Consider the following 14848-nt stretch of genomic DNA (forward strand, 5'->3'; position numbering starts at 1 on the left):
ATAAGCAAGTTTGCCTATGTCCACTTCAGCCGTTACGGCTCCTAACATTCTTCCTCGTCATATCGCTATTATCATGGATGGTAATAACAGATATGGCAAAGCCAATAACCTGGGTAAAGGTCAAGGTCACATAGCTGGTAAAACTGCTTTAGACCCTATCGTAGAATATTGTGTCGAGACCGGTATTGAAGTACTGACTGTTTTTGCTTTCTCTAGCGAAAATTGGCAGCGACCACCTAGTGAAGTTGCACTATTAATGCAGTTGTTGGCATCGACCATTGATGAGCAAATGCCGCGTATGAAAAAATACTGTATTCGCTTACGTTTTATCGGTGATCGCAGTCAGCTTAGTGAAAAATTACAAGCGTTAATGGCGGATGCCGAAGCAGAAACTGCAAGCTTTGATGCCATGACATTAGTCATTGCGATTAGCTACGGTGGACAATGGGATATTGCTCATGCAGCAAAACAGCTGGCACAACAAGTGCAGGCAGGTGAGTTGAGGGCTGAAGATATTAGTGCAGAAATGCTCGGTGAGCAAGTACAACTGGCAGACGCTCCAGCAGTAGACATGCTGGTTCGTACCGGTGGTGATTATCGAATATCGAATTTTTTATTATGGCAAGCGGCCTATGCAGAGTTGTTTTTCACGCCAACTTTATGGCCAGATTTTGTTCCAGAAGAGCTGGCTTCGATGATGGCTGAGTTTGCACAGCGTCAACGCCGTTTTGGTAAAACCAGCGAGCAGGTAGGGATAGAGCAGCATAGTCGCTGATGCAATAGTAGCCATAAAAATTCAGACAGTATTCTCTAGGTCGCTAATACCGCTTGCTTACGAGATGATAAACCGTTTTAATGAGGGTCAATGCTATTAATGGGCACAGGTCTATCAACTGTTATAATGCATTTTTTTTGACTGTACCTTCTTCATTATTATAAGGCTCGATAAGTATGTGGCAACGAATTAGAACGGCAATAGTTCTCGTTATTATCGTTGGTATTGCAATGTTTGCGAGCCAAACCCCTATTTTATTCGCACCGCTTTTAGCCGTTGGCGTCATTATCGCAGCTCATGAGTGGGCGAAGTTGATGCCGAAGTGGCGTCAACCTATTGTCTTTGTGCTATTAGTTTTAGTGATAACTGTCGTATCGCTTATGTTGAAGGTGACTTGGTTATTCTGGTGGACGGCCTCGCTTGTCATATGGCTGATGGCATTGTCTTGGGTACGTGCATTCCCAACACAGACAAAATGGTACGGAAAACATCTAGCGTTGTTGGGTGTGGTTATTTTGACAGCCTCCATTACTGCGATTTTTTACCTCTGGCAGCTATCAGCATGGTGGCTACTTTATGTGTTTTTATTGGTCTGGTGTGCTGATAGCGGTGCTTATTTTGTTGGTCGTAAGCTTGGCCGCCGAAAAATGGCACCCAATGTCTCACCAAATAAGAGTATGGAAGGATTGGCCGGTGGTTTGATTACAGGTCTACTGGTAGTCGTTGCGATCAGTGTGTTTAAGCTACAACTGACGGGCGCATCGCTAGTCGCCTTTGTGGCACTATCGGCGCTAACGATTCTGGCTTCTGTGCTTGGTGATCTTTTTGAATCAATGCTCAAGCGCCGTGCTGATGTCAAAGACTCTGGTACCATCTTACCAGGGCATGGTGGTGTACTTGATCGTATTGATTCATTGCTATCTGCAACTCCGATATTTGCACTTGGCTTTTGGGCGATACAGCAGCTAGGTTTGATTGTGGTATAAGACAAAGTCACTTAGCTGATTTTATGATGTGATAAGTAAGCGAAGTGACCGTTTTGGCTAGTCTTTTACAACGGTCTTATTTATTGCTATATAGCTTTATTGCCTTTTATACTGTTCAACCCTCATTTATTCTTTTCTCCTTCTCTAAATACTAAATATCATAGGCATTAATGGTTATGACGCAACGCATTGCCGTACTAGGCGCGACAGGCTCGATTGGCGATAGCACGTTAGCAATATTAGCGGCGCAACCGCAACATTATGAAGTTTACGCATTGTCAGGCTACCACCGTTTAGATAAGCTATTTGGACTTTGTCAGCAGTTTTTACCAAAACGTGTGAGCGTACCTCTATCGGCAGTGGATGATTTTGCTGCGCGGCTTAGTGTGGCAGGGCTTGATATTGAGGTGGTCGGGGGCGAGGCTGGTCTGATAGATATTGCAACCGATACCCAAACAGATACGGTTGTTGCTGCCATCGTAGGCGCAGCAGGACTGCCTTCTACCTTAGCCGCAGCACGCGCAGGTAAGCGTATTTTGCTCGCCAATAAAGAAGCGCTGGTGATGGCAGGGCAGGTCATGATCAATGCGGTCAAAACACATAATGCTACGTTGTTACCCCTCGACTCTGAGCACAATGCTATTTTCCAGTGCTTACCACTCGCTATTCAGCAAGACAACACCCAAATTCATCAGCCAAATCATGGTGTACGCAAACTGTGGTTGACGGCTTCAGGTGGCCCATTTTTGCAGCAGTCTTTTGAACAGATGCAGCAAGCAACTGTTGCAGAGGCAGTCAAGCACCCTAACTGGTCAATGGGCCAGAAGATATCTGTCGACTCAGCCACAATGATGAATAAAGGGCTTGAGTTGATCGAGGCTTGTCATTTGTTTGATCTGCCTGAAAATAAGATAAATGTGGTCATTCATCCACAAAGTATCATTCACTCAATGGTAGAATATAGTGATGGCAGTTTTTTGGCGCAATTAGGCAGCCCAGATATGAAAACGCCGATTGCTCATGCGCTCAGTTACCCGAGCCGTATTGATAGTGGCTCACAGCCATTAGATTTATATGCACTTAGTGGTTTGGAGCTCATTGAGCCTGATCTGCAAAAATTTGCCTGTCTACGCCTTGCTCGTCAAGCAATGCAAGCAGGTACGCAGGCGACTATTGTACTAAATGCAGCCAATGAAATTGCAGTGGCGGCGTTTTTGGATGGACAAATTCGTTTAACTGACATTGCTGATATCAATGAGCGTGCCTTAAACGATATACAGTTGCCACCATTAAACGAAACGGCTGACATAGAAGATATATTGGCCATTGACAAAATAGCGCGTCACCTTACTGATAAGCTTGTGGCAAAATTGGCATAATCGTAGCAATCATTAGCCATAAATAGCCTCTTGGTTAAAAAATGGTACTAATAAACGATATCAGTGAAGATGTTGATGTTGATGTTGATGTTGATGTTGATGTTGATGTTGATAAAAGATGCTAAGCAACAATACTGAGAAAAGATCATGACGTTTTTATTAACGCTTCTTGCGGCAATATTTGTCTTAGGTCCACTCATTGCCTTACATGAGTGGGGGCACTATATCGTGGCACGGATGTGCGGCGTCAAAGTATTAACATACTCTATCGGTTTTGGCCCTAAACTATTTGGTTGGACCAGCAAAAAAAGTGGCATCGATTATCGTATCTCAGCATTGCCACTGGGCGGCTATGTCAAAATGCTTGATGAGCGTGAAGGCAATGTCGCAAAAGATGAACAGCATCTTGCGTTTAATTATCAGCATCCGCTCAAGAAGATTGCGATTGTCGCCGCTGGGCCTATCATGAATTTCATCATTGCTATTGCGCTCTTTTGGGTGTTGTTTATGACGCCGTCTGAGCAATTGGCTACCAAAATTGGGCAAGTGCTGCCAGATACCCCAGCTGCGATGGCGCAGTTACCTGTCGGTGATAAGATTGTTGCGATTGATGGGCACGATGTACAGACGTGGGAAGGTATCAATTATCGCCTTGCAGGACGGATGGGTGAGACAGACAATGTGAGTATTACACTACAGTCAGATGCTCAACCCAATCAGTCGATCAAAACCTATCAAGCACCAGTCACACAATTTATGCAAGGTGATGCACAAGGTAAAGACGCGCTAACCAGCTTTGGTATGTTACCGTGGCAGCCACAGATTGCCCCGATTGTCGGTGAATTGGCGGCTGATGGTGCGGCTAGCCGTCAAGGTCTACAGGTGGGCGATCGTATTACCGCCATCAATAATCAAAACATTGACGATTGGATTAGCGCCACGCGTATTATTCGTGATAATCCCGAGGTGTTACTTGATTTTACCGTATTGCGTGATGACAAAACGGTGCAATTGCAAATTATGCCGCAAGGTAAAAAAGACAACTTGGGTAATAATTACGGTCAAATTGGCGCCATGGTTGATCAGACTGAGATTGTTATTCCTGATGCTTACAAAACCACCGTGGTTTATGGCCCTGGCGAGTCATTGGTCAAGTCGTTCGAGAAGACTGAGCAACTCGCCGTGATGACGGTAAGCTCGATGGGAAAAATGCTCTCAGGTATGATTGGTCTGGATAACTTGTCAGGTCCGATTACCATTGCCAAAGTCGCCAAGCAAAGCTTTGATATCAGTTGGCAGATGGTATTATCGACGGCTGCATTGATTAGCCTGAGTCTTGCTGTGTTGAATCTTTTACCGATTCCAGTATTGGATGGTGGTCATATCGTTTATCATTTCATCGAACTGATTCGCGGTAAGCCGCTCTCTGAAAGGGTGCAAATGGTGGGGTTAAATATCGGTTTACTCTTACTGGCAAGTTTCATGGTGTTAGCAATTGGTAATGACATCAGTCGGCTGTTTTGATCGGTTAATGAGTAATATAATCAATAAAGCACGATATACTAATGGTTTAATGGCTCTTACGCTTTGATTGTTGCTATTATACGCAAGATACTTTGTGTCATCGCCTCTGTACTAATCGTAATTTTTAGTTTATTTTGTGATTCTTTTTATATAAAGTGTTCTGAGTTAGCCATGCATGGAGTTGCGACTTTGTGCAAATGGGCTGGACAACATATGCTTTTTACCTTAACTTTAGCAAGTTTTTTATTGACGGATAGTGTTTATGCGTACGCCTTTATTTATGAGCGCGGCTGGGTTGCCGTTAGTTGTAGCGATGATGAGTATGCCGGTACAGGCTGCAGAATTTGTAGTGACTGACATCGGTTTCAATGGCTTGCAACGCCTAACCCCTGATAGCCTCTATCCGGTTCTACCCATCACGGTAGGAGACACGGTCAATGACAGTAGCTTGGCGGCCAGTATCAAGGCACTATACGCCACTGAAAACTTTGCTGATATTCAAAGCCGTGTCGAAGGTGGCAATCTAAGGTTTGATGTTATTGAACGTCCAACCATTGCTGAAGTGAATTTTGAAGGTAATAAGCTCATTCCTAAAGAAGGGCTTGAGCAAGGCCTTGGGAATGCTGGACTGTCTGTCGGTAATGTACTGAAGCAATCGACCCTGCAAGGCGTTGCTAATGAGCTGCAACAGCAGTATATCAGCCAAGGTTACTACAACAGTAATATTGAAGTAGATCAGACGGTACTTGATGGTAACCGCGTCAAGCTTGATGTGCGCTTCATCGAAGGTAAGCCTGCTAAAGTTGTTGATATCAATGTGATTGGCAACAAACACTTTAGTGATGAAGACATCAAAGATGTGTTTGCCGTAAAAGAATCATCATGGACACGCTTGCTATCAAAATCTGATCGATATGCACAAGAAAAACTGGCCGCCAGTTTAGACAATTTAAAAGCATTGTATCAAAACGATGGTTATGTGCGTTTCGCAGTAGATAACGCCGTACTGAATATCAGTGAAGATAAACGTAGTGTGTTCATCGAAGTCAGTTTGAGTGAAGGTGAGCAGTATCAGTTTGGTGACGTCAATTTCTTAGGTAAGCCTACTTTTGATAACGACGAACTAAAAGAGTTGGTTACTTTTGCGCCTAATGAAAAATATTCACAGGCCAAACTGGATGACACCACAGCTGCGCTCAAAAGACGCTATGGTAACGAAGGGTATTATTTAGCTCAAGTTAGACCCGTACCACGCATTAATGACGACACCAAAATGGTTGACGTGGATTATTATATCGATCCTGCACGTCCTATTTATGTTCGCCGTATCAACTTCACAGGCAATCTAAAAACTCAAGATGAAGTATTGCGCCGTGAGATGCGTCAGTTAGAAGGCTCTCTTGCCTCTAGCGAAAAAATCCAGCTTTCACGTACACGTCTTATGCGTACCGGTTTCTTTAAAGCTGTTAACGTTGATGTAAAACCAGTACCCAATCAGCCAGATCAAGTAGATGTCAACTATACAGTAGAAGAGCAACCTTCTGGTAGTTCAACGATTGCAGCAGGTTACTCGCAGAGCGGCGGTGTTACTTTTCAGTTGGATTTGACCCAAAATAACTTTATGGGCACTGGTAACCGCGTTAAAGCCGCACTATCACGTTCAGAGACACGTGATTCGTATAGCTTAGGATATACCGATCCATACTTTACAGAAAATGGCGTCTCACAAGGGGTGAGTGCTTATTATCGCGAAACCAAATACGACGACAGAAACGTTAGTAAATATGTCACCGACGCTTATGGTGCCACGCTGAACTACAGCTATCCTGTTGATGAAACCAAGCGTGTCAGTGCTGGTCTAAATGTCGACAACACGACAGTACGTGGTGGTCGTTTCCTCGGCATATCAAACGCACAAGAAATCATCGATGATGGCGGTACTGTTGAAGACTTCACTGGAGATTTCGAAGGTCGTACTGGCTTTAAAAATGATTATCAGACCTACAACTTATTACTGGGCTGGGATTATAGCACCTTAGATCGCCCTGTATTTCCAAATAAAGGCATGAGCCATACGGTCGATGCGACCATTGGTCTTGGTGATGCCAGTTATCAGAAACTGGTTTATCGCGGCAATATCTACTATCCGATTTATAAAGATTGGGTGGCGCGTGGTTATACCAAGCTTGGCTATGGTAATGATTTGCCATTCTATGAAAACTTCTATGCTGGTGGTTATGGTTCGGTTCGTGGTTATAAATCATCAAGATTGGGTCCTAAGTCGCAAAGCTATAATGATGCCATCAATGATAGTGTTCGTTATAAGGACGAAAAAGTAGGTGGTAATGCGTTAGTTACTTTTGGTACCGAATTGATTTTACCGATGCCGTTTAAAGGCGATTGGGCAGACCAAGTACGTCCAGTACTATTTGCTGAAGGTGGTCAGGTATTCGATACAAGTGACAAAGAAGACCGTACCTTCGTTAATCCTGGCACTGGTGAGGATACAGGTGTACCACTATTGACCCAAGACAACGAATTCCGCTTTAGTGCAGGTGCAGGTGTGACATGGTATACACCAATTGGTCCAATTTCACTCAGTTATGCCGTACCTTTTGGTGATAAAGAAGGCGACGAAACTGAAAAGGTCCAGTTCCAGATTGGTAATACATTCTAGATCGCTAATATTATCTAAATATATCTAATCGTTCTCAAATATTTGTCTAAGTAAGTTAGAATGTCATTAGTTTCCAGTAGGTCGTCAAAACACATTGTTATTTTGACGACCGTTTTATATATAACAATAGTCTATTAATAGTCATTATGATAACGATTGAGCAACTTATCACTCGGATTGAGCAGCGTCAGCCCATTATCAATAAGGCTGATATTAGTGCTGAGCAGTTACGTCACCCATTCAACAGTGTTGGAAGTTTAACTACTGCTGACCAAAAGCAGCTAAGCTTTTTGGCAGACCCTCACTATATCTCTAGTTTGTCCGGTAGCCAAGCAGGTGCAGTATTGGTCACCCAAGCGTATCGTGACCAAGTACCTGAGTCGGCCTTAGCGTTGGTTGTCTCTGACCCATACCTAGCTTATGCCAGCGCTAGCCAACTATTTGCCCGTCAGTCACTATCTGCTGGAATCCATCCTAGTGCTGTGATCTCTGATAGCGCTGTGATTGGTGATGAGGTTAATATTGGTCCTTTTTGTGTCATTGGCGACTATGTGCAGATAGGAGCGCGTAGCTCACTTGATGCCCATGTAGTGATCGAGGCGCATTCTGAGATCGGTACTGACAGTGTTATCAAATCGCAAGTGGTTATTGGTCATGATTGTGTCATTGGTAACTACGCAAGATTGCATGTGGGTGCGAGCATTGGTGCCGAAGGGTTTGGCTTTGCTCCTACCAACAACCCTAGTGTTTCAGGCTGGGAGCGGATCGCTCAGCTAGGCCGTGTGATTATTGGTGATCATGTACGCATTGGTAGTCACACCTGTGTCGATCGCGGCGCCATTGATGATACGGTTATTGGCAATCATGTTATCATTGATAATTTGGTTCAAGTTGCTCATAACGTACGTATTGGTGACGGTACTGCCATTGCCTCCCAAACGGGTATTGCCGGTAGTACGACGATAGGTAAACGCTGCATTATTGGCGGTGCTGTCGGTATCACAGGGCATATCGAAATTACAGATGATGTGGTTTTATCAGGTATGACCATGGTTACCAAATCTATAAAAACTGCTGGTTCTTACTCTTCTGGAACTGCTGCTATGCCAACTGCTAATTGGCGCCGTGCAGCGGTACGCTTTCGTCAGCTTGGTCGTGATTAATGCGAACACATACAAACAATAAACATCCAAAACATAGCAAGGAAGCCTCATTATGAGCAATGACCATATAGATATCCCAACTGATGAAGACATCAAAAGCTTGGCTGAGCAAGGTCTTATCCTGCCACTAACGTATCATACGATTAAGCATTATTTACCACATCGTTATCCTTTTATGTTGGTCGATAGAGTGGTCGCTTGTACACCAGGAGAGTGCATTACGGGTATCAAAAATGTGACCATTAATGAAGAGTTTTTTAATGGGCATTTTCCTGACGAGCCAATCATGCCAGGGGTATTGATGGTAGAGGCAATGGCACAGGTTTCAGGCATACTTGGGTTCATTACCGCAGGTCTGACTTCAAAAGATGGCTATCTGTATTTGTTTGCTGGTGTGGATAAAGTGCGTTTTAAGCGCCGAGTCATTCCTGGTGATCAACTCACCATTCGTGCCAAGACAGTGATGCAGCGCCACGGTATTTATAAGTTTGATTGTACGGTGCATGTCGAAGACGAACTTGCTGCGAGTGCTCAAATCATGATTGCGCGTCAAGAGCAGCAAAAAATCAAAGACAGTAAAAGTGCCTAAGTTTGTAATAAGTTAGCATTCATAAAGCGCTATATCGAATCGATCTTCACAATTATAATGAGCTATTATATTGATATTTAACAAAGCAGCGGATATTGGCCTCATTCATGAAGCCAAACTGGCTGTATTTGGCTGACTATTTATTTGCATTAAATGATACAAGGGCCCACATCATGAGTCAGATTCACCCTACAGCACTCATCTCACCATCTGCACAGATTGATGAGACTGCCATCATTGGTCCCTACTGTATCATTGGTGATGAAGTGTCAATTGGACCACATACTGTGTTGCATAGGCATGTCGTTGTCACAAAGTTAACGCGTATCGGTGCACACAATCAATTCTATCAGTTTGCGAGTGTTGGAGAGGATCCTCAGGATCTAAAGTATGCAGGTGAGCGTACTTGGCTTGAGATTGGCGATCACAATACGATTCGCGAAGCTTGTAGCCTACATCGCGGTACTGCACAAGATAGTGAGCTAACCAAGATAGGTAGTCATAACTTGTTGATGGTCAATACTCATGTGGCGCATGATTGCGTGATTGGCGATCATAATGTGCTGGCAAATAATGTTGGTGTTGCAGGTCACGTGACTATCGGCAGCCATACAATCATCGGTGGTAACTCAGGCATTCATCAGTTTTGTACAGTAGATGACTATAGTCTGGTTGGCGGCGCCAGCTTGATTTTAAAAGACGTCGCAGCGTTTACGATGGTGTCTGGTAATCCAGCAAAAGCTCATGGTCTAAATATCGAAGGCATGCGCCGAAAAGATTGGTCGAAAGAAACCATTGATGTCCTACGCCAAGCGTATCGTACTATTTTTAGATCGGGTCTGACGACAGCGCAAGCTTTAGAGGTTCTGCAAGGTGAGCTACTATCTCAAGAGCCAAAAGTTCAATTGTTGATTGATTCACTACAAAAAAGTCGTCGCGGGGTGGTGCGTTAAACGCATATTGAGCTACGATAGAAGCTAGGCTAGATAGTCGTTTTTTACAGTTTTAATCTGCCTAAATTTTATTAATAAAAGATAATATTGCTAAAAGCCATAACCAATTGTTATGGCTTTTTATATTTATGAGTGCTTGACTTTTTTGGTCGCTTAGCAGAAACTGAGCGTTTATGATATTGTAAACAATTCTTTCTTAATGTTACGGGGCACTCCATATTGAAGTGTTTACTAAATAGTTTGATAGTAGTAGTGACTATTTATGATGATCAAGGAGGATTGTCAGTAGCGTTATTTGAAGTACGAGGACGCAAAAAATGGCTATCAATAAACAAGAACATGCGCAATGGAGCTCAAGTTTTGGCTTCGTGTTAGCGGCAGTAGGTTCAGCAGTAGGTTTGGGAAATATATGGAAGTTTCCATATATGGTGGGTGAGAGCGGTGGTTCAGCTTTCGTTATCGCTTATTTATTCTGTATCGCGCTAGTCGGTTTTCCAATATTAGTTGCTGAATGGCTCATTGGTCGCCGTGGACAAAAAAACCCAGTCAACACGTTTGCGGATGTGGCTGCTAGCGAAGGTAAATCTCGTAGCTGGACCATCGTTGGTGCTACTGGTATTTTGGGTGGCTTTTTAATTCTATCCTTCTATAGTGTGATCGGTGGTTGGGCACTTAACTATATCACCAAAGTGGCGTCAGGCAGCTTTACAGGTCAAGATAGTGATTCTGTGGCTGCGACCTTTGATGCGATGCTAGCATCAGCCGGTACATTGACGATTTGGCACACTGTATTCATGATTTTAACGGCCGTTATCGTTGGTATTGGTGTAACGAGTGGTATCGAAAAAGCAGCCAAGATTTTGATGCCACTATTGGGTGTGATCCTTTTCGTTATCGTTGGTTATAACATAATGAATGGCGGTTTTGGTGAGGCAGTTGCTTATTTGTTCACGCCAGACATGAGCAAGCTGACGGCTGACGTTATGCTTGCAGCATTAGGTCATGCCTTCTTCACGCTATCGATTGGTATGGGCATCATGGTTGCTTATGGTTCGTATTTGGGCCGCGAAGTGAACTTGCTAAAAACTGCACGTACCGTTGTTATTTTGGATACGGTTATCGCTTTGGCGGCTGGTTTAGCCATTTTCCCAATTATCTTTAGTAACGGTCTAGATCCTGCGTCAGGTCCTGGTCTGATCTTCGTCAGCTTACCGATTGCTTTTGGTAGCATGAGTGCGGGTATTATCATTGGTGCATTGTTCTTTTTGCTTATTACCTTTGCAGCTGTCACCTCATCTATCTCATTACTAGAGCCAACGGTTGAGCTACTAGAAGAGCGTACGTCGATGAGCCGTACCGTATCGACTATCGTTGCCAGTACTGTGATTTGGCTATTAGGCATTGCCGCATTGCTATCGTTTAACCTATGGTCTGAATTTACTATTATGGGTAACGGTATCTTTGATGCCCTAGACAAGATTACCAGTAAGTTCCTGTTACCTCTAACAGGTCTTGCGGCTATCGTATTTGTTGGTTGGAAAATGGATCAGCGTAGTATTCAGCAAGAGCTTGGTTTATCTAATGCGACATGGCAGCTTTGGCAAATTGTTGCAAAATTCATCGCGCCAATCGCTGTGATCGTGGTATTTGTTACCTCACTGATGGGCTAATAGTTATTTACAATGATTTAGACATGCAAATCATTGAGTGATAAAAGCAACACACATAAAAAGGGCTTAAGAATTATCTTAAGCCCTTTTTATGTCTAATAATATCAATAAATACTAAAATGGATTAACGCAAGTTTAACTCAGGAATGGTTTGTCCACGCTTATTATAAAATTCGCTAACGAATTCATCAAACTGATCTTGCTCAATGGCGTCTCTGATACCTTGCATCAAACGTTGGTAATAGCGCAAGTTGTGAATGGTGGCAAGCTGCGCGCCAAGCATTTCTTTACATTTATTAAGATGATACAAATAAGCACGGCTAAAGTTTTGGCAAGTGTAGCAGTCACATTCAGGATCTAATGGGCCTTCGTCGTTACGATACTGGCTATTACGGATACGTACCACACCAGCATTGTCTGCATCGCCCGTCACAAAGTAATGGCCATTACGCGCGTTACGAGTTGGCATCACACAATCGAACATGTCCACACCGCGGCGTACGCCTTCAACTAAATCCTCAGGCTTACCAACGCCCATTAGATAGCGCGGCTTATCTGCTGGCATATCATCAGGCAGGTAGTCTAGGACGTCCATCATCTCATCTTTTGGCTCACCAACTGAAAGACCGCCGATAGCATAACCATCAAAGCCGATATCTAGCAAACCTTCGAGTGATTGCTGGCGCAAATCGGGATACATACTGCCTTGTACGATACCGAATAATGCGTTGGTGCTACCCAGTCTATTGTGCTCATCAACGCAGCGTTGTCCCCAGCGTAGTGATAGCTCTAGAGATTTCTTTGCTTCATCGTGAGTCGCTGGATAAGGGGTGCATTCATCGAACTGCATGACGATGTCTGAGTTCAAGCTATACTGGATTTGCATGGATTTTTCAGGAGAAAGAAATACTTTGGCACCATCGATAGGCGATTTGAAGTTAACACCTTCTTCGGTAATTTTACGCATGGCCCCCAGACTGAATACTTGGAAGCCGCCTGAATCCGTCAAAATAGGCTTGTCCCAATGCATGAACTTATGCAAGCCGCCAAATTTATCAATCACTTCCGTACCTGGGCGTAACCAGAGGTGAAAAGTGTTGCCTAAAATGATATCAGCACCAATGGCTTCGATATCACGTGGCAGCATACCTTTGACCGTACCATAAGTCCCAACAGGCATAAAGGCAGGCGTCTGCACGTCGCCATGATTGAGATGAACGGTGCCGCGGCGTGCACGCGTTGCACCGCTGGCTGTTTTATGTAAGACAAATTGCATATGTTAACCGATATATGAGCTATGAAAATGGCGCTAATTATAGCATTGTTAGGGATTTTTTGGATATTGATATTCATTCTGTCAATATAGTCAGTCAGTATGCAGCAAGATGACGGAAAGTGGCGCGTACAATTCGCGATGCCCAGTAAATATACGATGGAGACGTCAGCAAAACCAAATAACCCAGAAGTCGAAATCGTCGAAGTACGAGCTCAAAATTATGACATTATCAAATTCTCAGGATTTACTGGAAGTAATAAAGTAGATAAAAAGACACAAGAACTGCGAAATTGGATGCAAAGCAAACATTTAACGCCTACAGGTGAGCCAGAATTGGCACGTTACGATGAGCCATGGGCATTGCCATTTTTACGTCGTAACGAGGTAATGATTGCGTATGAGCAAAAGTAATACTAGGGCATATAGTCATTGTTCTTAGCCATTTAGGTTCTTGACCACACAAAAAAGACAGCACTTGCTGTCTTTTTTATCTGATATTTTGGTTACTCGATTTAGTTGTTTTGCTCACGAATGATATTTAGCATACGGCGCAATGGTTCTGCTGCGCCCCACAGTAGCTGATCACCAACGGTAAAGGCACCTAAATACTCAGGACCCATTTTGAGCTTACGTAAGCGGCCTAATGCAACTGTTAATGTGCCAGTCACCGCGACTGGCGTTAAGCGATTAATAGTGGCTTCTTTGTCGTCTTCGACCAAGTCTAACCACTCGTTGCCGCTATTTTTTAGGGCGGCTTCAATCTCTTCTAGAGGGATATCTTTTTTGAGCTTGATGGTTAGACCTTGCGCATGGCAACGCATTGCCCCGACACGTACACACATACCATCGATAGGAATCGTGCTAGCTTCGTCATTACCAAGAATCTTATTAGTCTCAACGCCGCCTTTCCATTCCTCTTTTGACTGCTTATTTTCTAACTGTACATCGATATAAGGAATCAAGCTACCGGCAAGCGGCACACCAAAGTACTGTGTAGGGAAGTCTGCTGAACGCTGTGTCTGAGCGATTTTTTTATCAATATCAAGAATGGCGCTAGCAGGGTTAGCCAGCTCATCTTGTACCGCGTCATGCAAAACACCCATACCTGAGATAAGCTCACGCATATTATTGGCACCAGAGCCACTAGCCGCCTGATAGGTCATCGCGCTGACCCATTCGACCCAACCTTTATTGAACAGCTCACCAATCGCCATCAACATCAGTGATACCGTACAGTTGCCACCGATAAAGTCTTTTTTGCCACTGGCTAGGGCGTCATCAATGACGCTGCGATTGACTGGATCAAGAATGATGATGCTATCGTCTCGCATGCGTAGCGTACTTGCCGCATCAACCCAATAGCCAGTCCAGCCGCTATCACGTAGTGGTTGGTGAACTTTTGACGTATAATCACCACCTTGGCAAGTAATAATCACATCACAGGCAGCGAGTGCTTCAATATCATGAGCGTCTTTTAGTTGGCCAGTTTTAATACCGTCGAATTTTGGCGCATCACCACCAGCATTACTGGTTGAAAAAAAGACAGGCGTAATACCGTTAAAGTCATTTTCTTCTTGCATACGTTGAATCAATACTGACCCTACCATGCCGCGCCAGCCTACCAAGCCTACTGTTAAATTACTCATGAAATTCAGTCCTATTTACAATTATTTGTTGCATCACCAACCGATAACAATGCCGTGAATGGTACAAAAAAGCAAGGCGTTTTGGCTATTATTTACTCGTTTTCCATACACTATTAACTATGTGTACTATAACTTTACGTTATTATTAGAGTCGCGCTTAGGTATTGGCAAAATATATTTGGTTGCCTATAAAGAATAAGGCTTTCGATA

12 protein-coding genes are annotated in these 14848 nt (G+C 43.7%); 10 read left to right on the forward strand and 2 right to left on the reverse strand.

What is annotated here, in order from left to right; genetic code table 11:
* Positions 1 to 16 precede the first annotated feature (16 nt).
* The 9 genes from uppS to HL061_RS12560 all read left to right on the forward strand — a co-directional run bounded on the left by uppS (position 17) and on the right by HL061_RS12560 (position 11716).
* A complete protein-coding gene (gene uppS, locus HL061_RS12520) occupies positions 17 to 775 on the forward strand; it encodes a polyprenyl diphosphate synthase (RefSeq protein WP_240365217.1) in 759 nt (252 codons plus the stop codon).
* 176 nt (positions 776 to 951) lie between these two features.
* Positions 952 to 1761 (forward strand): phosphatidate cytidylyltransferase, encoded by an 810-nt coding sequence (locus tag HL061_RS12525; RefSeq protein ID WP_071003455.1) that lies wholly within the window; start codon positions 952 to 954, stop codon positions 1759 to 1761.
* Between the two features lie 170 nt (positions 1762 to 1931).
* The gene (gene ispC, locus HL061_RS12530; protein WP_071003456.1) at positions 1932 to 3140 is read left to right on the forward strand and encodes a 1-deoxy-D-xylulose-5-phosphate reductoisomerase; all 1209 of its coding nucleotides are present in this window, start codon (positions 1932 to 1934) and stop codon (positions 3138 to 3140) included.
* 147 nt (positions 3141 to 3287) lie between these two features.
* On the forward strand, positions 3288 to 4664 hold the full coding sequence (gene rseP, locus HL061_RS12535) for an RIP metalloprotease RseP (RefSeq protein ID WP_071003458.1): 1377 nt from the start codon (positions 3288 to 3290) through the stop codon (positions 4662 to 4664).
* 262 nt (positions 4665 to 4926) lie between these two features.
* The gene (gene bamA / locus HL061_RS12540) at positions 4927 to 7341 is read left to right on the forward strand and encodes an outer membrane protein assembly factor BamA (protein WP_252962900.1); all 2415 of its coding nucleotides are present in this window, start codon (positions 4927 to 4929) and stop codon (positions 7339 to 7341) included.
* 146 nt (positions 7342 to 7487) lie between these two features.
* Positions 7488 to 8504, forward strand: coding sequence for a UDP-3-O-(3-hydroxymyristoyl)glucosamine N-acyltransferase (lpxD, locus tag HL061_RS12545; RefSeq protein WP_058023666.1), 1017 nt, complete (start codon positions 7488 to 7490; stop codon positions 8502 to 8504).
* 52 nt (positions 8505 to 8556) lie between these two features.
* Positions 8557 to 9093, forward strand: coding sequence for a 3-hydroxyacyl-ACP dehydratase FabZ (gene fabZ, locus HL061_RS12550; protein WP_252962901.1), 537 nt, complete (start codon positions 8557 to 8559; stop codon positions 9091 to 9093).
* A 173-nt stretch (positions 9094 to 9266) separates the two neighbouring features.
* Positions 9267 to 10046 (forward strand): acyl-ACP--UDP-N-acetylglucosamine O-acyltransferase, encoded by a 780-nt coding sequence (gene lpxA / locus HL061_RS12555; protein ID WP_071003795.1) that lies wholly within the window; start codon positions 9267 to 9269, stop codon positions 10044 to 10046.
* Positions 10047 to 10363: 317 nt separating this feature from the next.
* A complete protein-coding gene (locus tag HL061_RS12560; protein WP_071003465.1) occupies positions 10364 to 11716 on the forward strand; it encodes a sodium-dependent transporter in 1353 nt (450 codons plus the stop codon).
* Positions 11717 to 11840: 124 nt separating this feature from the next.
* Here the strand turns inward: HL061_RS12560 and tgt are convergent, their stop codons facing one another.
* Positions 11841 to 12992 carry a tRNA guanosine(34) transglycosylase Tgt gene (gene tgt / locus HL061_RS12565; protein WP_071003467.1) on the reverse strand — a complete coding sequence of 384 codons (1152 nt, stop codon included), beginning with the start codon at positions 12990 to 12992 and terminating at the stop codon, positions 11841 to 11843.
* Positions 12993 to 13091: 99 nt separating this feature from the next.
* Here tgt and HL061_RS12570 point away from each other — a divergent pair, with 99 nt between their 5' ends.
* On the forward strand, positions 13092 to 13403 hold the full coding sequence (locus tag HL061_RS12570; protein WP_071003469.1) for a heme-binding protein: 312 nt from the start codon (positions 13092 to 13094) through the stop codon (positions 13401 to 13403).
* Between the two features lie 101 nt (positions 13404 to 13504).
* Here the strand turns inward: HL061_RS12570 and asd are convergent, their stop codons facing one another.
* The gene (gene asd / locus HL061_RS12575) at positions 13505 to 14638 is read right to left on the reverse strand and encodes an aspartate-semialdehyde dehydrogenase (RefSeq protein WP_252962902.1); all 1134 of its coding nucleotides are present in this window, start codon (positions 14636 to 14638) and stop codon (positions 13505 to 13507) included.
* Positions 14639 to 14848 lie beyond the last annotated feature (210 nt).

The sequence above is a fragment of the Psychrobacter sp. PSP genome, from assembly GCF_024085615.1.
Taxonomy (GTDB): domain Bacteria; phylum Pseudomonadota; class Gammaproteobacteria; order Pseudomonadales; family Moraxellaceae; genus Psychrobacter; species Psychrobacter pacificensis.